This window comes from Corallococcus terminator (genome assembly GCF_003611635.1).
In the GTDB taxonomy this organism is placed as follows: Bacteria; Myxococcota; Myxococcia; order Myxococcales; family Myxococcaceae; genus Corallococcus; species Corallococcus terminator.
Genome location: NZ_RAVZ01000012.1, coordinates 30516 through 55907 on the forward strand (window position 1 = coordinate 30516; position 25392 = coordinate 55907).

The 25392-nt window shown below is 72.4% G+C and carries 14 protein-coding genes; all 14 read right to left on the reverse strand.

The features are described from left to right. Positions 1-16 precede the first annotated feature (16 nt). Entirely contained in the window at positions 17-7672 is a 7656-nt protein-coding gene (locus D7V88_RS03460) for a right-handed parallel beta-helix repeat-containing protein (RefSeq protein WP_120539154.1), read from the reverse strand. After that, positions 7669-11310 (reverse strand): phage tail protein, encoded by a 3642-nt coding sequence (locus tag D7V88_RS03465; protein ID WP_120539155.1) that lies wholly within the window; start codon positions 11308-11310, stop codon positions 7669-7671. Before D7V88_RS03465 ends, D7V88_RS03460 begins: the two co-directional genes overlap by 4 nt. Then, on the reverse strand, positions 11307-13853 hold the full coding sequence (locus tag D7V88_RS45050) for a baseplate J/gp47 family protein (protein ID WP_120539156.1): 2547 nt from the start codon (positions 13851-13853) through the stop codon (positions 11307-11309). The genes D7V88_RS03465 and D7V88_RS45050 overlap by 4 nt, the downstream gene beginning before the upstream one ends. Next, positions 13850-17623, reverse strand: coding sequence for a baseplate J/gp47 family protein (locus D7V88_RS03475; protein WP_120539157.1), 3774 nt, complete (start codon positions 17621-17623; stop codon positions 13850-13852). The genes D7V88_RS45050 and D7V88_RS03475 overlap by 4 nt, the downstream gene beginning before the upstream one ends. Continuing rightward, entirely contained in the window at positions 17620-17994 is a 375-nt protein-coding gene (locus D7V88_RS03480) for a GPW/gp25 family protein (RefSeq protein ID WP_120539158.1), read from the reverse strand. Before D7V88_RS03480 ends, D7V88_RS03475 begins: the two co-directional genes overlap by 4 nt. Then, the gene (locus D7V88_RS03485) at positions 17994-19181 is read right to left on the reverse strand and encodes a phage late control D family protein (RefSeq protein WP_120539159.1); all 1188 of its coding nucleotides are present in this window, start codon (positions 19179-19181) and stop codon (positions 17994-17996) included. Before D7V88_RS03485 ends, D7V88_RS03480 begins: the two co-directional genes overlap by 1 nt. Next, positions 19181-19459 (reverse strand): LysM peptidoglycan-binding domain-containing protein, encoded by a 279-nt coding sequence (locus D7V88_RS03490; RefSeq protein ID WP_147448589.1) that lies wholly within the window; start codon positions 19457-19459, stop codon positions 19181-19183. Before D7V88_RS03490 ends, D7V88_RS03485 begins: the two co-directional genes overlap by 1 nt. Positions 19460-19464: 5 nt before the next feature. Beyond that, entirely contained in the window at positions 19465-20193 is a 729-nt protein-coding gene (locus D7V88_RS03495) for a hypothetical protein (RefSeq protein ID WP_120539161.1), read from the reverse strand. After that, positions 20190-20405: a hypothetical protein gene (locus D7V88_RS03500; RefSeq protein ID WP_120539162.1), complete on the reverse strand. Its 216-nt coding sequence runs from the start codon at positions 20403-20405 to the stop codon at positions 20190-20192. Before D7V88_RS03500 ends, D7V88_RS03495 begins: the two co-directional genes overlap by 4 nt. Positions 20406-20423: 18 nt before the next feature. Next, complete coding sequence (locus tag D7V88_RS03505; RefSeq protein WP_120539163.1) at positions 20424-21299, reverse strand: hypothetical protein; 876 nt, start codon at positions 21297-21299, stop codon at positions 20424-20426. Between the two features lies 1 nt (position 21300). Continuing rightward, positions 21301-21792 (reverse strand): phage tail protein, encoded by a 492-nt coding sequence (locus D7V88_RS03510; protein ID WP_120539164.1) that lies wholly within the window; start codon positions 21790-21792, stop codon positions 21301-21303. Between the two features lie 29 nt (positions 21793-21821). Beyond that, on the reverse strand, positions 21822-22385 hold the full coding sequence (locus D7V88_RS03515) for a phage tail protein (RefSeq protein ID WP_120539165.1): 564 nt from the start codon (positions 22383-22385) through the stop codon (positions 21822-21824). Continuing rightward, entirely contained in the window at positions 22385-24712 is a 2328-nt protein-coding gene (locus D7V88_RS03520; RefSeq protein ID WP_158624982.1) for a phage tail sheath C-terminal domain-containing protein, read from the reverse strand. Before D7V88_RS03520 ends, D7V88_RS03515 begins: the two co-directional genes overlap by 1 nt. A gap of 16 nt (positions 24713-24728) precedes the next feature. Next, on the reverse strand, positions 24729-25392 hold a 664-nt coding region (locus tag D7V88_RS42875; RefSeq protein ID WP_158624983.1), incomplete at its 5' end, for a hypothetical protein.

The following is a 25392-nucleotide window of genomic DNA, read 5'->3' on the forward strand; positions in this document are numbered from 1 at the left end:
TCCTTGGCGTTGTTCGCTACGGGTTGAGTTCCACCACGGAGTCGGCTTCCTGCACGTGGACGCCCGACGTGGTCGCGTTGCCGACCGCCGCCACGCGCGAGCCCCCCAGGATGACGACGGAGTGGGCATACGGATCCGGTGGAGGGGGCGCGGGGACGTTCGCGGTCACCGTGGCGTCCTGCACCGGCGTGGGGCCCCCCACGCTGCCTCCGCTGTAGAACGAGTCCGCCAGTACCTCGTGCAGCACGGACACGTTGAGGATGCTCTGCTTCACGGTGGGCGCCGCTGAATCGATGCCGAGCACGCTCTTGTCCACGAGCTGGAGGGCCTTCTTCGGATCTCCCTCCGCCGAGGCCAGCACGGAGCGCACGTGGCCCTGCACGTCCTCCGGCTTCTCCACGTGGAGCGCCACCCGGTCCACCAGGGTGCGCAGCGCCGCCGTGGGCGAGTCGTCCATCGGCTCCGCGATGCCGTAGAGCGTCCGGGCGCTGATGCGCAGATCGATTCCCTGCGGCAGTCGCGCCCGCACATCCTCCAGCGTGGGGCGGTCCACCACGGCGCGGGTGGGAATGTCCGCGCTGAGGGGCTTGCCGTCCGGTCCCACCTGCGGGGCCGGCGCGGTGACCATCTCCGCCAGCAGCGTGGAGAAGGCGTCGCTCGCCACGTCGCGGCGGCGCTGGAGGCCGCCCAGCAGCAGCTCCTGGTTCAGCGGCACGCCCAGCGAGGTGCCCCCTCCCACCGGAATCTGGAGGATCAGCGAATCCGAGGGCAGCGTCCACGGCGGCTGCACGGGCGGCAGGGCCGGCGTCACCGGCTCCGCGCCCAGCACCACGTTGCCGGTGAACGTCACCGGCGCGCGGCCCACGCGCAGGACGACGACGTTCACCGTGTCCAGACTTTCGCAGCGGTTGCCGCTGAAGACGGTGGAGTCCGTGCGGCGCAGGTACACCGCGCCCACGCCGCCCGCGCTGCGCAGCGTGTTGCCGGACACCGTGGTGGAGATGACCGGCCCGCCATTGCCCAGCACGAGCAGCGCCGGGCCCCTGGCGGAGATGTCATTGCCCTCCACCTGCACGCCTCGCAGCGACCGGACCTGGGGCAGCGGCAGGATGGGGATGGGTTTGATGAGGAAGTCGAGCAGCGCGGACTGCACCGGCGCGAACGCGGCGTCCAGGTAGCGCGAGGCCGCCGTGCTGGCGCTCTTCGCGGGCACGAAGACCTGGGACGGCACCGTGAGCGGGCGGTTGAGCACCGGCCCCGCCGCGAAGCGCTGCTTCAGGGAGCCGAGCTGCACCAGGTCCTCCGCGCGCGGCACCCCGGCGAGCACATTCACCGGGAGGGCCAGCGTCGCGGGCGCGACGGAGCGTCCGGGCAGGTCCACCTTGGGCGGAGGATCCGAGGCCAGGAAGGGCACGCGGGACAGCTTCGCCACCAGATCCTCCGGGAGCGTGTCGGTGACGACGAGCACCCCCGTGCCCCCTCCGCCGCCACCCTCGTGGCGCACGGTGTTGCCGCGCACACCCACCTCGCCGCGCCAGTCGATGGCCACCTCGTGCAGCAGCGCCTGCGCCAGCGTGTTGCCGCTCTCCAGGAAGACGTTGTCGCGCACCACCAGCTCACCGGAGCCCGCGAAGGAGGCGACCGCCTGACCCAGGCCCGGGTCCCCGGCGGTGGGCAGCCCCCCGCACGCGAAGAAGTGGTTGTCCGCCACCACCGTCACCGCCAGCCCCTGCCGCAGGACGAGGCCCGCCACCGCGCACCCTTCCAGCCGGTTGCCCTCCACGTCGAGGAGCGAGCCCGGCTGCACCTCCGACTCCGTCATGACGTGCCCCGACGCGGGCAGGACGGTGATGCCGGTGACAGCGTCCCGCACGGTGTTGCCGGACAACCTCACCCGGCCCCCCACGCCCGACAGGAAGAGGCCATCCGCGGGCTGCGGGAAGGTGTCGAAGACGGGCGGAACCAGGTCGCCTGGATCCGGCGCCTCGCCCCGCGCCAGTTGCTCCAGGCCCTTGCGCAGCACGTCCAGGATGCCGCCCAGGTCCGTCATGCCGGTGACGATGACGACGAGCGACGCGGAGACCTTCGTGGCGCGCTGTCGCAGGTACTCCTGGAGCCGGGCGATGCGCGACGCGTCGTCCTCGGCCGGGTTCAGGCCCTGCTCCGAGGCCCGCAGCAGCACCGCGGTCGCCTCCAGCTCCGGCGTCACCGAGCTGCCGGCCTTGGCGGAAGCCGACCCCGAACTCTTGCCCACGGCCTCGGCGGCGAGATCGGCCGGCTCCCTCGCAAGCTGGTGCAGTGCCTGGCGCGGGGCGTCGCCCGGCTCGTTGCCCGTGAGTCGCTGGATGGCTTCCCGGATGCGTTGCAGGATGCTCTCCCGGAGCTTCCCGTCGATGCCCACGATGTCCAGGGCACGGCTGTAGTGCGACACATAGAGCGCCATCGACTCCGTGAGCACCTTCCCGGGGGGGACGCCTCGCACCGCGAGCACCAGCGCGCCCAGCGCGGCGAGCCTGCGGTCCAGGGGATCCGCCCACACCGACCCGGTGGGAGGCAGCGCGACCGGCATCGGCAGCACGTCCAGCGTCTGCACGCGGATGCGATCCAACAGGCCTCGCGCGATGGCCACCTGCTCCGAGCGCTTCTGCGGCTGCGCGATGGCGGCGAGCACCGCCTGATGCGCCTGGGTGGAGAACGCGGACAACTGTGCATCCCCGCTCACCAGTTCCGAAAGTTGCCCCACGGCCGTGCTGAAGGAGCGCAACTGCTTCTCCACCGTGTCCTCGGACTCGGTGATGAGGCCCGCCGCCTGCCGATCCAGGTTCGCGGTGTAGAGGCCGATGGTGGCCGTGCGGCCCTGCGCCGTCACGCGCTCCGCGTCCTCCACGGACAGCTCCACCGGGGCCACCACGCCGTGGGTGAACTCCAGTACCTGCTTGAGGGTAGAGCGCAGCCGCTCCACCGGCCGGGCCTGACCTCCCGTGCGCTCCACGTCGCGGTAGTCCGTCTCCACCTGCTGGGCCAACTGCGGGTTGACGTCCTTGAGCTGATCCGCCAGGGCCTCCTTGGACTGGCGCAGTTGCAGCAGCACGTCCGCGCTGGCCTTCACGCCCATGGAGCGGCCCTTGCGCGGAAGCTGCTCCAGCGCGCTGGTGGCGAAGGTGCCGATGATGGTCTTCCGGGGGCCCACCGCCTCACCGATGACGGGCAGCCGGGCCTTCTGGGCCTGCACCTCGCGCAACTGCGCCACCTGGGCCAGGTTCGCGGACAGCGCGACCATCCGTTGCAGGTCGTCCGGTTCGCCCTGCACCTCCGCGAGCGCCTTCAGGAGCGGCTTCTTCACCGTGTCGGGCAGGCCCTGCACCAGGACATCCAGGGAGCCCTTGATGCGGTCCGCCGTCTTCGCCACCGCCTCCTTGCCGGACACGGTCGCCAGGTCGAACTGCGCCACGGTGTCCCAGGCGTCCTGGGACAGGTCATCCGGCGCGGTGAAGCTGGAGGCGCGGGCCAGCGACGAGCGGACCGCGTGCGACGTCTTCGTGTGGTCCTCGTAGCCCTGGGCCGCGCGCATCTCCGCGACCTCGCGCACCAGCATCTCCGTGAGGGTCGCGGGCGTACCGCCCAGGTCCTTCAACTGCTGCGCGAGTGTGTCCAGCGGACCGTAGAGGCCCCGGCCAAGCTGCTGGCGTCCGTCCTCGTCGGCCCCCGTGTACTGCAACACGGTGGCGTACATGCCCACCACGGCGGAGTGCACATCGCCGCGCTCCAGCCGGACGGTGGCCGGCGCGAGGCCCATTTGAAGGAGGACCCCGGCGATGGGTGGCAGCTTCACTGGCGGCTTCACCGGCGGCACCGCCGTCTTGCGCACCGGCGCGCGGAGGGTCTCCACCTCGTTGGCTTCCACGGTGAGGCCCTGGCCGGACACCACCGCGATGCCCGCCGCGCGCACCTCCGCGTCCTCCAGGCCGGGCTCACCGTACGCGACCGTGCGCCCCACCTGGAGCAGCCGATTGCCGCTCACGTGGGCCTCCTCCACCCCCGCCAGCACCACCGCTCCGCGCAGCGTCAGCCGCTCCAACCACCGCAGCGTCGCGTCCAGGGGCGCGCGCACCCGGGGCGTCACGTTCGCGACCAGCGCCTCCAGCAACGGCCGGGGCCGGGACAGCGCGGCCGGGCTCAGCTTCGTCTCCAGGCCCGGATCCAACCGGGACAGGGCCAGGGTGTTGTCCGTCTGCGATGGCACGTCCGCGAGGGCCACCTGTTCGAAGCGGTTGTCCTCCACGCGGATGCGCCCCACCGCGCCGCCCGTGCCCCAGGCGCGCACCGCTGCGTCGCCCAGCGAGCGCACCACGTTGCCCCGGATGCGCACGTCGAACACCGGCTGCGGTCCGCCCAGCAGGATGCCGAAGCCCGGCGTCGCTTCGCCCGCGCCCTCGATGCGGTTGTCCACCACCTCCACGTCCACGGCGGGGCGGCCGTTGGACTGGCCGTCATCCAGGCCATCTCCCACGACGATGCCGGCCACCACGCCCAGCACCGACGCGGCGGGCACGGCGGGCAGTGCGATCCACGAGTCGCGCACGCGCAGGCCCCGACCAGAGAGCTGGATGCCCACCTGGAACAGGCCGTTGGACGCCGCGTTGCGGATTTCATTGCCCACGACGTCCACGCCGTCGCCCGCGACCTGGATGCCTACCGCCGAGGAGCCCAGCACCTGGTTCTCCGCCACCAGCACGCGGTCCACCGGGCCGGTGGCGCCGCCCTCCGCCAGGTCCTGCACGAGGATGCCCACGTGGAAGCCCTGCACGCGGTTGCCCCGCACCTCCACGCCGGACAGCGTTCCGTCCGCCACGTGGATGCCGGTGGTCGCCTCGCCCAGCGGCTGGAGCCGGTTGCTGGTGATGGACAGCGTGTCGATGAAGAGGCCCGCGCGCGGGAAGGATGCGAGGAAGCGCTCGGCCAGATAGGGCGCGTACGGTGCGACGGCGATGCCGGTGGCCGCGCCGATGCGGTTGTCGTCGATGATGATCCGCGAGCAGGTGCCCGTCACCAGCACGCCCGTCGCCTCGCTGCCGGCCTGGTTCGCCTGGAGGTGGCAGCGGCGCAGCGACACGCCGTGGGAGTCCGCCAGGGTCACCACGCCGTGCGGCAGTGTCTCCAGCGCTTCCAGCAGCGGCTTTGCCTGCGGCACGTCCTCCAGCGGCTTGCCGGGGTGCAGCCGTTGCAGCTTGCGCAGTTGCACCAGCGTCGCCACCACCGAACCCGCGGCGCGGCCCTGGCCGGGCACGAGGACCTTGATGCGCTCGGCCACCACGTCCACGAAGTCGGCTTCGGCGGACGGGTGCTTCACGTCGTCCGTCTCCAGCACGCGGTCGTCGTCCACCTCCAGCAGCGGCACGAAGCGCAGGCCGTCCGTCGTCGCCACGCGGGGGGTGGGCGTGAGGAGGGAGGGCCGGGGCTCGCCAATCACCACGTCCTCGAAGGGCGCCTCCACCAACCGGAAGTCCTCGATGCGCACGTCGCCCAGCAGGCCGCAGCGGTCCACGAAGAACGCGCCGCCGGAGCCCTGGGTGCGCAGCTCGGTGGCGTCCCCGTCCCCCAGCAGGTGCACGGAGGACAGGTTGCGCAAGAGCACCGGGTGCTCCAGCTTGTAGCGGCCGGCCCGCACGAAGATGGAGCCGCCCTGCCCGCTCAGCCGGTCCACCGCCGCCTGGAGGGCTTCGTCCCCGGTGATGCCTTCGAGCATGTCCTGGTCGATGTCGCCGAAGCTGCGCACGCCGTCGCCCACCACCACCGTGAAGACGCCCGGGCCCGTCACCCGTTCGGACAGCTCCACGAGCCGGTCCCTCACCTGCGCGAGCGGGAGGTAGCGGGGCCGCAGGTCCTCGAACACGCGCGTCGCTCCGCCCTTCACGCGGGCCAGCGGCACGAAGTGGTGCACGGGGCCATGCACGGGCGCGTCGGTGAGCTGCTCCACGACTCCCCGGGCCGCCCCGTCCGCCGCGTGCACCCGCGCGGTGAAGGACCAGTAGTCCCCCGCCCGCCAGCCGCTGCCGGAGAACGCCAGCGTGATGCCATCCGAGAAGCGGTAGCGCAGGCCGGTGACGAGCAGGTCGCCGCCATCCCACCGCCGCACCAGCGCGCCCTGCGCCGGAGTGAAGGCCCGCCCCAGCGTGCCCCCCACCGGCAGCGGCACGGGGTCCGTGGTCAGCACGGCGCTCGCGTCCGCCAGCTCCAGCTTGCCGGTGTCCGCCTGCACGCCGCGCAGCCGCCGCAGCACCGGCTGCGGCTCGCCCTCCGGCTGGAGCCGTGTGACACGGTCCTCGATGACGATGAGGTCGCCGGCCCGCAGCTTCGCGGCGCTCGCGGGGGACACCTGGAGCGTCATCGCATCCGCGGAGGCGGGCGCGGTGAGCGGCAGCACCGTGGAGCCGTTGTCGCGCGACCACAGCACCACCGGCCGCTCCCCGCCCTTGAAGAGCTCCACGCGGACGTGGAGGTTGTCGGTGCCCAGGTAGCCTTCACCCGTGGAGGCATTCTCCGTGGAGAGGCAGCGGTCACGGCACGGATCCAACGGCTCTGGCGGAAAGCGGTCCGGCAGCGCGCCCGTCGGGATGTTCGTCGTGAGGCGTCCCCCACCCGTCGGCGTGGGCAGCACCTCCGCGCCGGTGTTGGACAGCCCCTGGAGCGCGCGCACCTGGGAGACGAGCCGCAGGCGCACGGTGGTGTCCTGGCCGTCCAGCGCCGGCTCGTCCAGGAACACGTCGTCGTACCGGGTGGTGGTCACCTCCCAGCAGTCCAGGAAGAAGAAGTGGTGACGGCTGCCGTCCGCCGGCAGCGCGGCCAGCGGGGGCGCCTCCGGCAGGTCCGGCTGCGCGGTGTAGCGCAGGTCGCGCTCCAGGAAGACGCGCACGCCGTCGAGGAGCAGGCGGCCCGCTCCGGGCAGCGTCCCATCGCCGCCCCGGATGACGACATCGGGGCCCAGCGTCGCGTCCTCCACGCGCAGCGCGGACACCCACGTCCGCGCCACCGGAGGCAGGCCCAGCACGCCCCAGGACTTCACCCTCCTCGCGTCCACGCCCGCGAGCGCGGCGACGGGGAAGCGCACGTCGTGCCACCCGGAGGGACGCTGGCCCAGGCCGGCGGAGAGGATGGCCTCGCGGCCGTCCGTGTCCGCGACGACCACGCGGATGTCCACGAGCTCATCGTCGGTGGGGGGACGCTCGAAGCGCAGGCCCATGACGAGCGCGGAGGCACTGAAGGTGGATCCGTCCGACCTCACCACGGTGGTGAGGTCCAGCGGCGTGGGCAGCGTGCGGCGCAGCGCCACGTGCCCCCGGCTGCGCACCACGAAGGGCAGCGTCTCCGCGTCGTAGCGGTCCAGGCGCAGCTCGCGCGGGATGACGCGCTCGTCGTCCGCGGGCAGCCCCTGACCCGCCCAGCCGAGCACGTTGCCGATGGGGTCCACGAGGAAGGTATCGACGATGCGGAAGCCGTCGTCGGGCGAACCGTTGGCCACGTCGGCGGAGCGGCGGCGCGCGTCCACGGTGCGCAGCCGGACCTCCTCGTTGTGGTCGGCGTCGAGGCTCATGCGCCCCATCTGCTGATAGACGCCGGAGAATCGCCGGGCTTCGTCGAAGCGGGACCTGGAGGTGTACGCTTTCACGGTCATGATCGGCTCATCCGGGTCAGGTCGTCTTGGGTGCGGTCGGCGTGGAACGGCGTCACGCCAATGGGCATGCTGTCGTCGGTGCGCGCGAAGAGTTCACGCTCGTGGTCGGAGCGTTCGCCGTGGGCGCCCGGAGTGCCGCCGCGTTCGGAAGCGCGGAGCGCGTCAGGGCCGTTGTTGTCCGCCAGCACGAGGTAGCCCGGCTCTGTCTGGCGGTTGGATTGGAACGACACGGTGTGCACCCGCGACTGGTGCGACACCGGCGGCTGTCCCCCGCGCCCCAGCAGGCTGTAGCGGACCCAGCCCAGGTCCGGCCGGTCCGTGCGCACCTCGCCCGCGAAGGCGCAGGAAGACGCCTCCAGCACGCCCGCCTCGGTCGCGCCCAGCACCGTGCAGTGCCGCAGCCTCACGCTCGCGCCAGCCGCTCGGATGGCGGTGGCTTCGCGACTGCCCGCATCGAAGGTGCACCCCGCGGCGATGAGGTGGACCCAGGGTGGCAGCTCGATGGCGCCCACCAGGCAGCCGTAGAGGCGCAGCTCCACGTCGGCCGGAGGCAGGGAGCGGCGCGCGCTGATGTCCTGGTGCCCACCACCCGGCATCCACAGTCCCACCTGCCCGGGCGCGCCCAGGTTGCACCAGCGCAGGTCCGCCTGCCCTCGCGCGAGCACCAGGTCCAACCGCCCGGTGAGCCACAACCCCGCGAGCCACACGCGCGTGTCGGCGCCGCCACCGAAGCCCGGGTAGAGCGCCAGCGAGAGGCCGTGCTCATCCGCGCCGATGCAGGGCGCGGCGCCGGTGTCCGCGGCGAAGAGGGACAGGCCCGACTCCAGGCCCAGGGACAGACGCTCCGGCGGAAGTCGAGGCGACCCGATGATGCCCACCAATGGCGGCGTGCCGATGCCCAGGCATTCCGCGAGCGTGGCGACGATGGGCCGCTCCACATCTCCGGCCGCGAGCACGCCTCCCGCGCGCGACGGGGAGATCCACGCCGTGACGGGACGCCCGGTGCCGGAGCGATCGCCAGGGCGATCCGGGGGCTCGGGGAACGGCAGGTCCGGCTCCGCCCACTCGTCCGGCGGACGACGATCCGGGGTGAGCAGGCCGGCGCCCAGGGACGCGCCCCGGCCCACGCGGGCGGAGACGGTGACGAGGCCCTCGGGAGCATCGTCCTGGAGCACGATGCGGCCCAGGCGCGGATCCACCGCCACGATGCCGTCGGCGTTGCTCGGGGCCAGCGCGCCCCATGGCCCCAGGCTGCGCTGACGCAGCCGGAACGGGTGACGCCGCAGACGACCGGGCACCGAGTACCGGCGCGCATCACCGGACCGCGAGGCGTCCCGTGCGTGGTACGCGCCGCCGGGTCGCGCATCCAGCGGAAGAGGCTGCCCCGGACGAGGCTCGATGAAGACCGCGCCGTCATTGGCGACGTTGAAGCGCAGGAACTCATCCGGCAGCAGCGCCAGCTCCGGCAGGAACGCGAGGTAGCCGCGTCCCCCCAGCGAGAAGACGACCTCCGACGCGGGCAGCGGCGAAGGGTCCACGAAGAGCACGCGCCCGTCGGCGTACAGCGCCTGACCGGGAATCGGAGGGTTCGCGCCGTCCGCCTCCAGGACGCCCCACACCCAGGCGCTCTCACCCGAGGTCAGCGACAACAGCCGGGGCCGGGGCGTGTCCGCCCAGACGAGCACCTCCACGCCGGTCGCGGTCTCCCGGGCCACGAGCACCCCGGGCAGTCCCGGTTCAATGGGCAGCGGGGCCAGCGGACGCCAGGCGGGACTCGCGGACGCGGGGTCACAGCCCATCACCGTCACGGCCAGCTCCCCCGTCACGGCCTCTCCGCCCACGAGCACCAGTCCCTGCGGCGTGCCGAGCAGCGTGGCCGCCTTGCGCTCCTGGCGGTTGCGCACCGCATGCGGACGCCACGTGCCGCCCGCGACCGGGAGCGACCACAGGTCCCCGGTGGGCGCACCGCCCAGGTCTCCGCCAAAGATGAAGAGCCGCCCCCCGCGCACGCACAGGCTGGGGGCCCATCGCGCCGCCGGCTGTCGTGGACTCGGGGTGTCCAGCCGGGTCGCCGTTGGCGTGGCACCGTCCAGGCCCGTCACCGACCACACGCCCAGCTTCCCCGCGCCATCCGGAGCCACCAGCAGCAGCGCGTCCGCGAGCGCCGCCACCGCCATGCCCGGCCCATCCGGAGGCAGGGCCCCCACCAGTTCCTCCGCCTGCCAGGGCCCACCGTCGCCGCTCGCATCGAAGCGGACGAGGCGCAGGCTCCCGTCCGCGAGGTGCTGTTCGATGCGCGCCACCCATGGGACTCCCGCAAGCAGCACGCGGACCGCGTTGCTCCGGGGCAGGCCCAGGCGGATGCCGGAGGTGAGCGTGCGCCACGTGCCATCCGTGTCGCGCAGGCGCGGATCTCCCTTCAAGCGCTCGACGAGCAACGCGGCCGTGGTGCCGCCCAGGGACTGGTTTGCTTCCGGGGTGATGGTGACGATGTTCGGCGCGCCCGGTTCGAGCACGGTGGACAGCAGCGGCGTGTCCGAGTCCTCACGCGCGGCGAGCAGCGTGAGGCGCCACTGGTCTCCCGCCGAGGGCCGTCCCCGGTCCGCGAACCGGAGCGTGGGCGAAGGCCCCACGGGTGCGGTGGGCAGCGGGCCTCGCAAGAGCGGCAGCGCTTCCGGGCCCACCAGGGGAATGCCATCCACGGAGACGGTGAGGGCATCCGCCCGCTCGGCCGCGTCCGCGTCTTCCGCCAGCGCGGTGGGCGTCAGCAGCATCGCCGCCGTGCGGCCCGTCGCGGGCGAGGCGGGTTCGGGTTCATGCCGCGCGGTGAGACCTCCGGTGAGGTCCGCGCGCTCCAGCGGCTTGAGCCACACCAGCGGTCCGTCGCGGTCCAGCGGATCCACGCGGAAGCCCCGGTAGCCGTTGGGCAGGACGTGCACGATCGCGGGAGTCACCTCCTCCAGCTCCACGGGCGTCAGGCGCGCGGTGCGGATGAGGGCCACGTCCGGACGGGCCCAGCCCAGCAGGTCCAACGTGCGCGGCGAGGCGGCGTTGCGTCCCGCGTCCGCGCGGCCCAACCGGCGCAGGGCCTGATCCAACGTCTCGCCCGGTGCCACGCCCAGCAACGGCCCCCGTTCGGGGACGCCGTCGCGGGGACGTTCGATGCCGGGCGAGCGGCGCGTGAGCGGGTCCGCGAGGCCGATGGGATCCCACACCACCGCGGTGCGCCCACGCCAGGGCAGCAGGTCGTTGAGGTCCTGCGTCTCCAGGAGCGATCGGAAGGCCTCATCCACCTCCGCGTCCCAGAGGCTGGTGACGGACAGCATCTCCTCCAGCGACGCGAGCGTGCCTTTCCGACGACGCCACGCCACCGCGCGCGCCACCACGCCGCGCTGCACGCGAGGGTCGCCGGTGATCAGCCTCGCGCCCAGCAGCTCCGCCAGCAGCGGCAGCGCCTGCGGCCCGGCACGTTCGACGAAGTGATCATCCCAGAGCTGGTCCACCGCGAAGGAGAACGCGTCCAGCTCCGTGCCCAGCACGGCGAGCAGCTTGAGGAAGGGATGGTCCGCGAGGCCGGCGTCCCGCGCCGTGTAGAGGCCGGGCAGGAGCTGGAGCAGACGCTGCGAGGGAAGGCTCATGGGTCCTGCGCCTCCTCGTAGAACAGCGCGACGCCATCGCTTCCACCCGAAGGCGGCGCCCACCCGAGCAGCTCTCCTGGCGCGGCGGTGATGCGCTCGGAGAGCGACGGCGGCGTGCCTTCGTGATGCAGCCCCTGCACCACCACCGAGCGCAGCCCTTCGATGTCCGCCAGGGCGCCATACACGTCCGACAACTGGAGGTCCGCGCCCAGCTCCACGCGGTTGGCGTCCAACAGGCCCGGTGCACGCTCCGGATCCCGGTCCACCCCCAGCCGCAGGCGCGTCTCCTGGAGCACCGTCACCGGATCCGCGCCCTTCACCACCCGCAGGAGCAGCCGCAACCGCACCTCCACGCGCTGCCGGTTCTTCAGGCGCAGCTCCACGCCAGGGGCAACCCTCGCCGCCAGGTGCGCGCCCAGGGCCTCCAGGTCCTCCCGCCCCAGGGCCGCGCCGTCCGGTCCCGACACCACCACCGTCAGCAGACGACTGCGCACGCCATCGCGGAACACGTTCGCCCGGTGCACGCCGTCGAAGACCTGCGTCAGCGCCCGCACATCCGACAGCGACACCGCTCGGTCCATCGCGCCCACCATCGCGGGCCCCCGCACCCGCGCCAGCGCCGGGTCCTCCGAGTCCGTCCCTCCGGACAACGGCAGCGGGTTGAAGGTCTTCTCCACGCAGGGATGGGGGCTGCCCATCGCCGTCAGCCGCAGCGCCGTCCGGTTGCCTCCCACGCCCCGGCCCACGCGGTAGCGCACGCGCACCTCCGCGCCCAGCGGCAGCGCCGCGCCGTGGTCCTGGCCGCCCACCCGCAGCCTCGCGGCGCCTCCCGGCAACGGCTCCACCGCGAACACGGGCTCATCCGGCGCGGCCTCCAGGAGTGAGTCCACCGGTCGCCACGCACGACCGCCCACCGTCAGGGACACCTCGGGCCTGCGGCCTCCCGCGTGGCTCGCGTCCCGCAGCCAGGTCACTGGAGCGTGCAGCAGGGGCACCGTGCGCCGGTCCAGCGTGGGCTCGGCGACCTCCTCCACCGTGGCCCCTTCGCTGACCAGGGTGTTGTTGCCCAGCAGCACCACCCGGTCCAACGCATACGCGCGGGACAGCGGCGGCTGGAATGTCACCTGCGTCATCGGCGTGCGCTGCCCGGCGGGCGTCTCCATGCGCACGCGAAGCACCCGCAGCGCTTCGCGGTAGATGCGCTCCGTGCCCTTGGCGCCCGCGGGGCCCAGGCGCTCCACGTCCTCCGCGAGCACCAGCCAGTCGCCCGGCCGCACCGGGGGTTCCTGGGAGGAGAGCCCCGAGGCGTCCGTCAGGGGCTGTAGGAAGAACGTGTCCGCCCCGGCACCGGCGAGGCCCAGCGGCCGGGCCACCCCCGCCTCCGCGCCAAAGGCGATGTCCGCGCGGTTCAGCGCCTCGCTGCCCTTCAGGAGGACGAGTTGATCGCGCGCCTCCTGGATGAGGCCATTCACGAAGGCATCCAGGAACGTGACCATCCGGTCCAACCGTCGCGCGTGCGCGGCCGGGTCTTCGTCCGCGCACGGCGCCAGGGCTTCCTCCAACGCGGCGAGCGCGTCCGCCTGCCGCTTCTGGAGGTTGCGCAACTGCCGCGCGACGATCTCCTGCGACTCGGACAGCGCGCCCACCGGACGACCGGCGGGGGGCACCGCCTGGGCCACCACCTTCTGGGCCTCGCAAAGCTGCTCGCAGAGCGAGTCGAGGGTGCTCTTGCAGCCGGAGTCCCCCTCCAGGTCCAGCGTCTTCATGAGCGACGCCAGCTTGCGCGCGTCCTGTTTCGCGCGAGCCACCCGCCGCTCCTCCAGCGGTCCGTGGCGCTGCACCTCGATGCGGTCCTGGAGTCCCGCGAGCACCGAGCCGGGACCGAAGATGCCGCCCGTGGGAGCAGGGGCCCCGGGCTCGCCCGCTTCGCCCGAAGGCACCTCCGTGCCTCCCGTGCCGCCAGTCCCCCCGTTCCCGCCCGTTCCTCCGGTGCCCGTTCCGCCCGTGCCCGTTCCGCCCGTGCCCGTCCCGCCTGTCCCGGTCCCAGAGTCCGAGCCCGCGCGGGGCGGCATGAACGCGCGCAGCTCGTTGAGTTCTGGCAGCACGCGCAGCGGTGCGAGCGTCTCGAAGGTGGCGGCCAGCTCCTCCCCTTGCGCGGAAGACGTCACCGCGAAGCCCGCCGGCAGCGTGCCGCTCACGCTCGCCTTGCACCGGAAGTGCTGGAGCCCCACCGCCGCCGTGCCAGGGCTCGGCCGGTAGCCGATGTGCCCGAGCAGCTTGGAGACGGACCCTTCCAGCCGCGCGGTGGCGAGGAAGCACTCTTCCGACCAGGCCTGCTGGTACGTCCACAGCACATGCAGCGCGAGCGCCACGCTGTCCAGCATCCCGCGCCCCAGGTCCACCGACGACGGGGCCGCGTACGCGAGCGGGTTCCACGTGGGCGCATCGTCCCCGCGGGTGAAGGTGCCGCGCGCGGTCTCACCCAGGCGCGTGCGAAGCTGTTCGTGCGACAGCGCCTGATGCACGTCGGGAACGCGGCTCATCGCAGCCCTCCGCAGACGCGCACCGTGAGGACTCCTTCGGAGCCCGGCCAGAAGCCGCCGCGCGCGGTGGCCACCTCTTCCGGACCGATGGGGATGACCCCTTCGGCCAGCCGCTCCGGCGCGTGCGACTCCAACCGCCGGAAGCGCTTCACCCGCACCGCCGTCACTCCGGCCACGCGCAGCACCGCCTGGTACAGGTCCGCGAGCTGCACATCGCCGTTCAGCCCGGAGCGGTCCGGGTCCAACAACCCTCCGTCCCCCGCGATGGCGCCCACCACCGCGTCGCGCACCCCATCCGCCTGCGCATGCGGCGCGGCGTCCACCTCCAGGTCCAGATCGAGCGGCACCCACCGGGGCGGCAGTGCCTCCACGTCCACGCCCAGCAGGCGGATCTCCTCCAGCCTCCGCCGCACGCCCGCCCACCGGCGCAGGATTTCATCCGGGTCCAGCGTGTCCTCGTCCCGCAGCAACACAGTGACGCGGATGACGGTGCGCAGATCCCTGGCCACGACCCGCGCGGAGGCCCCAGCGACCTCCGGCATCCGCTGGAGCAGGCTCACGTAGTCCTCGACGGTGACGGCGGACAGCGGCTCTGAAACTCCCGCCGGTGCGCGGTAGCGGATGGAGTCGAGCGATTCCGGATCGCGTCCCCCGACCGCGGGCAGCGGGTTGTCCACCCGCACCAACAGGCGCACGTCGTCCATCGACTGGTCGAGCAGCGCCCCCGCCGACGCCGAACGCTGGGCATCCAGCGGCACCTGGAGCAGGCGCGTGAGCACGCCCTCCCCCACGTTGGCCACCGTGCCCAACCCCACGCGCAACGACAGGCCCAGTGCCGTCATGCGCGGCGGCAGCGCGGCGCCGTTGATGCCATCCCCGTACCGGAGGCTTGCGCCACCGTTGGGGGTCGCGCGCAGCACGACGACTTCATCCCCCGGTCCCTGCACGGACAGGTCCTCCACCAGCGTCCAGGGATCGTCCTCCACGCTCACCTGGAGCTGGGGCGTGCCGCGCCTCGGCTCGTCTCCCGGCAGGGGATACCCGGGGGCCTGGACGCTGATGGGATGGAAGGGCAGCACCACCTCGCGCTCACGGCTGCCGTCCACGGTGGGGGACAGCAACGCGCGCCACTGCGCGAGGCTGCGCGCGAAGGGCTCCGCTGAATCCGACTCGAAGCCTTCCGGCAACGGCGTCACCGGCAGCCCATGGTGCGCGGGCACGACGTTGCCCAGCACCACCGCACGGGGCCCCGGTATCGGATCGCCAGGGGCCAGGAAGGTCTCCGTCGCGAGCCGGCGCGGATCCCACCCGACGAAGGTCGTGTCTGTGGCGAGCGCCACCGATGTGACGCGCACCACGTGCCCACCCTCGCCGCGTCCCCGGTACAGCACCAGCCACCGGCCGGGCTCCAGCTCCGGGAACACACCCGCGAGCGTGGCCCCGGTGTCCCCCACCCGCACCGACTCCGCGAGCGGGATGGATTCCAGACGCGGGAAGTACGACAGGGGCGCTTCGGTGACGAACACCAGCGACTGCTCCTGCGTGGAGCTGTTGGCCACCAGCGTGTCCGCCGGAAGCTCCAGCACGCCCCCTCCAGTCAGGAACTCCAGGGCCGTGGTGCCGGGAGGAAGCGAGGGCAGGTCCAGTTCCTCCAACCGTGCCTTCACCAGCGTCGCGAGCGCCTCCGCATCCAACCGGAAGCGCAGCATCGCCGTGGCGGACAGGCCGGGGTCCGGCGTGCAGTCCAGCGCGCGCGCATGGTCCTCCACGGAGCGGCGCAACCGCGCGTCCTCCAGGAAGCCCTCCACCACCGCGCGCTCCTGCTGATAGGCGAGCGAGTCCAACTGCGCAGCCACGGCCTCCAGCAACATGGTGGTGAAGTCCGCCGGCCCCCGGTCCTCCCAAGGCGCCATCACCGTGCGGGCCCGCTCCAGCATCACCGCCAGCAGCGAGCGCGCATCCCGGGCCAGGTAGTCCACCAGCGCGCCGGGCGCCGGACGCTCCGGGGCCGGAAGCCACGGGCGGGGCTGCGGGTCGCGCACGTCACACCCCGGCACCACGTCCGGAGCCCACGCCCCGACGAAGGGCGCCGGATCACGAGGACCGTCCCCCGGCACGGCCACGGCGGCGCGAGTGACCACCGCGTCCGGCACCAACCGCAGGTCCACCGTCTCCGGCGGAGGCAGGCTGCCGGTGAGCAACACCGCGGGCACGGTCGGCGTCCCCGGCGTCACGTAGGGAAGCGGGCCCACCTCCAGGAACGGAGGCCCCGCCCCTTCGGCGAAGAGCGCGGGCGACGCGGACAGCTCCGCGTCCAGCTCCAACACGAACGGCTTGCCGACGATGGCCGTGAAGAGCGAGTCATACGCGCGCACCTCGCCCGGCCCCAGCCGGAGCCCGTGCGCGTGCCGGTGCCAGGTGAGCTGTGCCAGCAGGAGCTGTTCCGCCTGGAGCCATCCCCCGTGCACGGCTGTCCACGCTTCGGTGCGCCGCACCAGCGCCGTGCGCAGCCCGCCCTCCAGTTGCAGTGCGGTGCCGGTGATGACGAACAGCGAGCAGTCCTCGACGGTGATTTCCCCTGGGGTGCCCACGTCCAGCACGGGCTCCAGTCCCCCCAGCGGAGCGGCCACATGCAGGCCCACCACGTCCGCGACCGACGGAAATACGGGCAGCGTCAGCGGACCGAAGACCGCCCCCGCGAGGGAGTCCAGCGCGGCGAGGAGCCAGTCCGACCAGGCCGGGCCCGGATGCGCATCCGCGGGCACGGGCGCCGCCGACACGCGGCTCACCTCCACGTCGCGCACGCTCACCGGCTGGAGCGAAGGTCCCCCCAGCACCCGCATGCCCGTGGCCACGGTGCCACCCAGGATCTCCTCCACCTGCCCGATACTCACCTCGATGCCGCGTCCACCCAGCGCGAGCATGCCCAGCGCGAACGCACCCAACACCTCTCGCACGGTGAAGCCGCGCACCTGGAGCGGCCCTGACGAGCCGACCAGCAGCCCCACGCACCACTCCGACTCCAGCGCCTCCACCTCGCTGACGGACACGTCCACCGAAGAGAGACCCTCGCCCTCCTCGCGGGACACCAGCACCCGGGCCCCGACGGCGCGGGCGCCGGAGACCTTCGACACCGTGAGCCCGGAGAGGTCCGCGCGGAAGAGGCCCGCGAGTTCCAGGCCCACGCCCACCTGCCCGCCGTGGACCTCCCGCACCGCCACGTCCGCCCACTGCGAGCGCTGGCAGACGGCCCGCACGCCGAAGGCATCTCCGGATGAAGCCTCCACATGGGAGAGGGACAGTCCGGTGAGGTGAGCCTCCTTCGCCAGGAGCCGCAGCCCTGTCGCGTCCGAGCCCTTCGACGCCATCACCGTGAGCGAGTCGATGACCACCGTGCCGTCGGGCGACTCCACCGTCAGCGCCGTGCAATCCGCCGAAGCCGTGGCGGCCACCGACACGTCCGACACCTCCACCCGCCCGCCCTTGAGGACCACGCCCTTCGCGGACTCCTCGGCCACGACCTTCACATCCGACAGGCCCGTCATCGTGCCGGTGAGTTCGAGCGACCCTCCATTGAGCCGCAGCGTCACACCGTCGCCGCCCCGCAGCCGCAGCGCATGCACCGGCGAGCCGATGACGAAGTCGGTGGTGAGCACGCCCACGCCCACGGGCAGCACCCACTCCACCTCGCCCGGGGGCGCGGTCTGCAACGCCGTGTTCGCCGCCTCCAGTGAATCCTCCAGCGGCAGCGTCAGGAAGAGCGCGCTCACGGAGGCGCCTCCAGCGTCCGGCGGAACAGCTCCGCGTGCTCCTCGCCCGTCGCCAGCAGCGTGTAGAGGATGTCCACGTAGAGGGTCGCGTCCTCGGCGGTCACCTTCACCGCGTCCAGCCGCACCTGCTCGCGCATGAACTCCTGCACGTTGAGGCGGATGATGTACTCGGCCGCCGCGGCGGCTTCCGGGCTCGCCGCGCCGAAGACCATCTTCTGCACGCCGCACCCGAAGCGCGGCCGGTTCACGCGTTCCCCGGGCAGCGTGAAGAGCAGTTGCTCCAGTTGCTGCCGGATGACCTGCGCGGGCCCCACGGTGCGAGGCGTGCCCAGGTCTCCCAACTGGAAGGGGAAGTGCAGACCGCGACCCATCACGCCACCCCGTTGAGCGCGTCGCGCGCCAGGTCCACATCCACTTCGTAGCGGGCCAGGGCCTCCGCCCACACCCAGCGGTGCCGGGCGCCGCGCACGTACCACGTGCCGTCCATCAGCTTGCCCGCCCCCACCAGCCCCACCGGACGCCGCGCCCGGAGGATGCGCTCGTAGCGCAGGCCCTGCACCGTGCCGTTCGCCTCCGCCAGCCAGTCCGCCTCGCGGTAGTCCGCCCACGCCAGGTTCTCCACCTCCGGCACGTCGTGCGGCACGTCCACGTACTGCAACCCCACCGCCGTCACGTCGGGCCGCTTGGGCAGCACCGCCGCCATGCGCGCCTTCAGGATGTCCGCGCGGCTGGTGCTCCCCATGCGCGGAAAGCGCGGCGCGGACACCGTGGCGGAGCGGATGCGCCGGGTGCGCTCGTCGATGTGCGCGCCCCTCAGCTCCGTGGGCCGGTGGCTCTCCCACCGCGCCTTGAGCTCCATGACCGACGGCGTGGAGCGCGGCAAGAGCGACAGGTCCGGCTGCTTCGGCGCCTCTGGCCGGGGCAGGTGGAAGTGGCCCACGCACTCCGCCGCCGCGTTGGCGCCCGCGCCCACCGGGCCCGGCTTGCGCTCCACGAACGCCTCATACCCGTTGCGCCGCGCGAGCCACCGGAGGAGCGCCGCGTCCGTGCCGCGCTGGAGCACCACCGCGCGCGCCGCATCCCGCACCGGCGCCGTCTCCTGCACGTCCAGCGCGAAGCCATACTCACCGTAGAGCTGCCGGACGATGCCCGCGTCGGACAGGTCGCTGAACGAACGCGTGCGCTCCTCCAGATGCATCAGGCACGACGCGTCCAGCCCGTACAATTCCAGCGACGAGTCCGGCACCCGCGACGGGCCGAAGTACGGCTCCACGGCGGTGATGTACCCGTCGAACACCACCTCCTCCACGTCCGGCGCCTCGCTGTCCGGCGCGCCCAGCCCGAAGCTGATGGTGATGCGCTTGAGCAGTTGGAAGCGCCCGTCCGCCAGCGCGTCCCAGTCCCCGGCGTCCGTGGGCGACATGTCCAGCGACAGGTGGAAGGACGACGCGTCGTCGGTGCGCTCGTCCACCTCCAGGCGCGACACCCGTCCCCGGGCATCCGTCATCGGCTGCCCGTCGATCCATAGCTGGAGGAACGCCGCGCGTTGCTCCGCCATCAGGGCTTCTCCGGGATGAACAGCACCGTGCCCGGCTCCAGGAGCGACTCGGGGACGAAGGTGGGGTTGGCGTCCACGATGCGCCACGCCTGGAACGGGTCGCTGAAGTAGCGCTGCGCGAGCAGGTCCAACCGGTCCCCCGCCGCCACCTTGTGCAGCAGGGCCGTGGCCTGACGGGGCGCCACGCGAGGCATGTACAGCGACACCGTGGCGCCACCCGCGCCCAGGGGCACCGCGTACATCGGCTGATCCTTGTTCCGGGACGAGGGGTCGCTCATGGCCGTCAGACCGTGCCGTTCGATTTGAGTCCGGGCTCCAGCGCCTGGGCGATGAGGGTCTGCGCGTCCGCGCCCTTCACCGCCGCCAGGTCCTCCATCTCCAGCCGCTGATCCCTCAGGTTCTTGAAGGCCTGGGCCACCTTGCTGTTGGCCGCGTTCTCCCCCACCTCCAGGATGCGCATGCGCAGGTCCACCTCCGCGCGCAGCGGGAACAGCCCGGTGTCGAAGCGCTGCTCCACGATGGTCATCCCGGTGATGATCACCGGGAACTTGCGCGGCCCCAGCAGCAGCAACAGCTCCGTGGGATTGAGCGACACCAGCTTCGTCGCGGGCTTCTTCTCCTCCTCCCCCGTCTGATCCTTGCCCAGCGCCATGCCCTCCAGGATCGCCAGCTCCGGCAGCACGCCGGACGTGCCCGCCCACTCGCGGTCGCGCAGCAGCGCCTCCGTCACGTCGAAGATGAGCTTCAACGCAATGGTTTCGCTCTTGGCGTGCAGGCCGCCGCCGCGCTGCCCGTCGGTGAGGACCTTGGTCTGCTCCGGCGTCTTGCCCGGCTTCGTCTCCCACTGGCCCGCACGGGTGCGCGTCACCGTCTCCGGGTTGTACTGGAAGCGCAGCGCGCGGACGCTCGGCTCGGACGTCGTGGCGTCGGCCGTCTGCGGCAGCGTCACCAGCATGCCCCGAGCGAGCTGTTGATCGAACGCGAGGAGCGTCGGATCCAGGTTGCGCGTCATCCGTTGCCCCGCAGGTCACCGGACGCCTCACGCAGGGCGAGGCTCCGGGCGATGGCGTCGTTGTTCTTGTCGATGAGCGACACCATCGTCTGGGTGAACAGCTTCACCAGCTCGCGCGGGTCCTCCGGAATGGTGCGCAGCATCCACGCCAGCTCGCGCTCCAGCTCGCGGCGGGTGAGTCCGACCTGTCCATGCACGGGGGGTGGGGCCATGGCGTTTGGGTCCTCTCGTCAGCTCCAGCCATCCACCAGCGGACGGCCGTCCAGCTCTCTGCGAAGCAGCTCCAGGTAGCGCCACCGCCGCGACCGGGGCAGCGCCAGGATGTCCGTCTCCGACCAGTGGTAGTGGAACGCCAGGACGTGCACCTCCGTCTCCAGCCGCTCCGCCCCACCCCGCAGCTCGCGTGCCAGGAGCGCGAACGGATCCAGCTCCAGCTCCAGCCACGCCGAACACCGGGGACAGCGCGCCAGGAGCCCCAGGTCCGGCGCCGTCGTTCCCTCCGCCAGCGCCAGCGCCACCGCGTGCCGGGACTTCGCGGGCAGCGCCCTCCAATCCCCGGGCGACAGCGGCCGTCCCTCCACCTCCACCAGCCGCGACCACAGGAGCGCGGAGCGTTCCTCGCGCGAGCCCTCCACATCCCAAAGCACCGCGTCGTCCTCCCCCGTCGGCTCGCGCACTTCGGCATGTCCCTCCGGCAGCACCACGCGAAGGACTTCCGGGGCCGCGTCCGGCCGCTCCGGCGCCAGCGCGGACAGGCACACGTCCACGTCCGCCATCGCGCCACAACCCGGCGCCGGGCAGCGCGCCACCAGCATCAGCCGGTCCCCATACATCCGGGCCCGCAGGTGCAGGGCCAGGTGGTGCCGGTCCCCGCGCGTCAGCGCCGCCGCGAGCGACGCATCCACGTTCGGATACGCCCCCAACCGTCCCAGACACGAAGCGAGCAGCGCGCTCACGGTGCGCGGGCCCAACTGCTCGCCCGCCTGGGCCAGCGCCCACTCCTCGCGGCCGGTGAGCGGGCGCAGCTCGCCCTGGCGGTGGCACCGTCCGTCCTCGTCGAAGAGGCCGTGGGGCAGCAGCACCGGGATGGGGGGCTCGAAGAGCACGTCAGGCCACCGGCTCGCTGGTGAAGCCCTCGTGCTGGAGTTCGACGATGGAGACGAGGATCTCGTTCGCTTCCGCCGCGAGCTCCGACATCGCGGTGAACTTCGACACCCACGCGTTGTGGAGGATGAACTTCTTCACCGGCTTGTTCTGGTCCAGGTCGTAGACGAGGATCTCCACGGTGCGCCGGTACTCAGGCTCCACGGCCCGCAGGCCGGGGGTGGCCTCGTGGCGGATGAGCTGGGTGGCCCAGTCCAGGAAGGACGTGTCGTTGGTGAGCCCCGCCTCCAGCGTGACGGTGTCGTAGTGCACGCGGCCCGGGGACAACTCATCCACGGAGCTCAGGTTGTTGCCGGCGCGGAACTTCACCACCTCCACGGTGCCGGTGAGGCCGGAGATCTTCCGGCACGCGTACACCTCCACGTTGTTGAGGAGCACGCGGAAGTTGAAGTTCCGGAAGGGATCTCGCTTCGTGGATTCGACGAATCGGGGCATGGCTGGCACCTCGAAGGAAGCAGGGGACGTCAGGCAGGCGTCGTGGACGGCGCGGGTTTCGTGGGGGACGGACGGGGCACCGGCTCCCAGCCTTCGTGGGTGAGCTCCACCGTCATCAGCGCCACCTCCCCCGCCATGGCGTCCAGTTTGGGCAGCGCGTGGTACTTGCTCACCCACGCGTTGTGGACGTGGAAGCTGCGGATGCGCGCCGACGCCGGGCCGGGCGCCGGGACTTCGGTGGGATGGGCGTACTCGTCCCACAGGTCGATGAAGACATCGCGCTTCACCGCCTCGCCGGGCGCCTTGCCGGTGCGCGCGAACTCCAGCACCGCGCGCGCCCAGCGCTCCAGCGTGTCGTCCACCGCCAGGCCCTGCTCCAGGACGATGTTCTCCCAGGCCACCTTGTGGGGCTGGGCATAGCGGTGCAGGTTGTTGCCGCCCTCCCACACCTCGTAGGCGCCCACCTGGACGGTGAGCCCGGACACGGAGCGCACGCCCGCCACGTAGTCACCGGCGGCGGACGTGTCCATGCGCAGGCGGAAGCGGTAGGTCCGCAGCGGATTGCGCGCGTTGGCGGGGACGGGCGTCGTCATCAGGCGGCCAGTTGGCTCTTCTGGCTGATTTCGAGGACCACGAACTCCGCGGGCTTGAGCGGCGCGAAGGCCACCTGCGCGGTGACGATGCCCGCGTCCACGAGCTCCTGCGGGTTGGTGCTCCGGTCGCACACCACGCTGAAGGCCTCCTCTGGCGTGGTGCCCTGGAACGCGCCCTGGCGGAACAGGCCCAGCATGAAGGCCTGGATGGCGTTGCGGATCCGGCTCCAGAGGAACTCGTCGTTGGGTTCGAACACCGCCCACCGCAGGCCGCGCCGCAGCGACTCCTTGAGGAAGAGCGCGGTTCTGCGCACCGGGATGTAGCGCCACTCCGGATCCGGCGACAGCGTGCGGGAGCCCCACGACACGATGCCCACCCCGGGGAACTGGCGCAGGCAGTTGAGGTTCACCGGGTTGAGGATGTCCTGCTCCTCGTCGATGACCGGGTACTGGAGCCCCAGCGCCTCGGAGATGGACGCTTCGATGCCGGCGGGCGCCTTCCACACACCGCGCGTGTTGTCCGTGCGCGCGAAGAGGCCCGCGACATGGCCCGACGGGGGCACGAGCCGCGTGGGATTGCGGCCCACGCCCACCGGATCCACCACGCGGATCCACGGGTAGAACATGGCGGAGTTCTTGGACCGCGACGGCAGGCCCTCGATGAACTGCTTGGCGTCGTCCGGGGCGACGGCGAAGTCCTTGTCCACGCCGCCGGGGCCGTCCGCCAGGAACAGGCAGTCACCCCGGTTGTCGCAGTACGCGATGCCGGTGGAGATGTACGCGACCTCGTTCTTGCCCGGCAGCGCCACCAGGTTGACGTCCTCGCCGTCCAGCGCATGCAGGCCCGTGCGCGTCCTGGCGTCACCCGCGAAGTCGGAGGTGTCCAGCGCCGTGCTGCCATCGCTGCCGCCCAGGAGGCGCACCTGGGTGATGATCGTGGGCCGCACCAGCGGGTTGGCCGGTGAGTTCACCGCGTAGCCCCGCGCGCGCGGCGGGAAGCCCAGCAGCCGGAGCATGGGCGGCACCGTGGGCTGGAGCGTTTCGGAGATGGAGAGCTGGAGGCCGTCTTGGTTCGTCGACGTCAGCCCGGCGGCCCCGGCGGTGGCCGTGCCGGTGACGCCGGTGCCGCTCACCGCGAGCGTGGTGGTGCCCGCCGCGCCAGGCAGGCCGGTGATGAGGATGTTGCCCCCGGAGGCGATGACCACCGACGCGACCTGGCCGGCGAGCGCGGCGGCGAGCGACGCGCGCAGCTCCTCGGGCGTCACCGCCGTGTCGTCGGCCGCGAGGATGGGGATGGGGACGTCCGTGTCTCCACCCGGCGTGCCGAGCGTGATTTCGAGGTCCCCCGCATCCAGATCATAGGCGGTGGCCGGGGCGACGGGCTTCGCGATGGAGAGCGTGGGCCCGGTGGCCACCTTGAGGGAAATCTCCGGCGCGTCCGTGCCTTCGATGACGAAGGTGCCGGTGAGCGCCGCGGCCGTCACGGCGTTGCCGAGGAAGGTCTTGAACTCCGCGGCGGTCAGCAGGACCCTGCCATTGCTGAACGTCGCGGCCGGGACGGCGGCGACCACCAGGGCCTGCGTGACGGGGATGTCCAGCGTCGTGGGCTCCACGTCCGGCAGGGCGGCATCCGACGTCACGACCTGGAGCTTCGCGCCGTCATACAGGGTGTACTTGCCGCTGACCGGCACGAGGGCCTTGAGCCGGGGCACCTGGGCGGCGACGAGCACCGTCCCGGACGGCGACGCGGCCAGCTTCACCTGGTACTCGTCGAGGATCCGGATGTACCGGGAGATGTCGTTGATGCGCTCGCCGACGTAGTCCTCGACGGACGGATCCATGCGCAGATCGTCGAAGGTCTCCAGCGTCCGGGTGGCCCCGGCCTCCGTCCAGACGACGTCCACGCGGAACGCCTCGCTGGGGAAGTTGGTGGAGTCCGCCACGTGGATGCGCAGGAACTCCGACCACTCCCCCGCGCCCCGGGCCAGGAAGGTGAGCGCGTTGAGGCCGCCACCCGCGCGCGAGGCCAGGGCCGTGGAGGCGCCGGTCACCGCGTCCGACGGCAGCACGCGCACGACGTAGGCACGCCGGCCGCCCGAATCGAAGAACGCCTCCACCGCCTGGGCGAGCAGCCCCGCCTCCCCGGGCTGGTGTCCACCGAACGCGCGCTCGTATTCCGCGAAGCCGGTGAGGAACCAGGCCATTCCCGGGATGCCGCGCGCCGCCTGCCCGATGAACGCCGCCGTGGAGGTGCCCACCCCTTCGATGGGGCGTGCACCGGCACTCTTCTCTTCGACATACACGCCCGGATGCAATCGCTCTGGCACGTTCGTCCTCCTGGTTTCAGATGGCCCCGCGCTTGGCGGTGTCGACTTCGGTGACCGACGTTCCCGGGTGGCCGCCAGCGGCGCGTGAAGCGCCCCGCGGGACAAGCTCCACCTGTGGCTTCTCCACGAGCCGGGCGCTGGTGCGCGCGTTCAGCTCCTCCATCAGCGCGGACACCCGGTAGTCCACGCTGCAGCGGTACAGGTGGTTCAGCAGGTCGTCCCTGCGGCGCAACTGGGTCTGGAAGAAGAAGCACTCCTCCTGGAACACCAGCGTGCGGCCCCGCGTCCAGCCGCCCTCCACGGGACGGCTGAGCGTCACCTCGTCGCCGTCCACCGCCAGCGCCAGCGCCTGGAAGCGCCGCTTGCCAATGCGGTAGCCGTCCTCGCAGTCGCCCAGCACCACCACGTCCCCGGGCCGCAGCCGCGAGGGGGCGGTGACGGAGCGGCGCAGCGCGGGATCCAACGGCCCCACGGGCTCCGCCATCAGGTGCAGGTGCTCCACCGTGAACGCCAGCGGCGTCCCCGTGTCCGCACCCAGCGTCAGCACCATGTCGCTTCCGGCCACGGGGGCCCCCGGCGCCGCGACAGGGGACGCGGGCGTGGCCTCCACATCCAGGAGGGGCTGCGGCTCGCCATCCACCGACAGCCACACCACGCCCTCCCCCGCCTCCAGCCGCGCG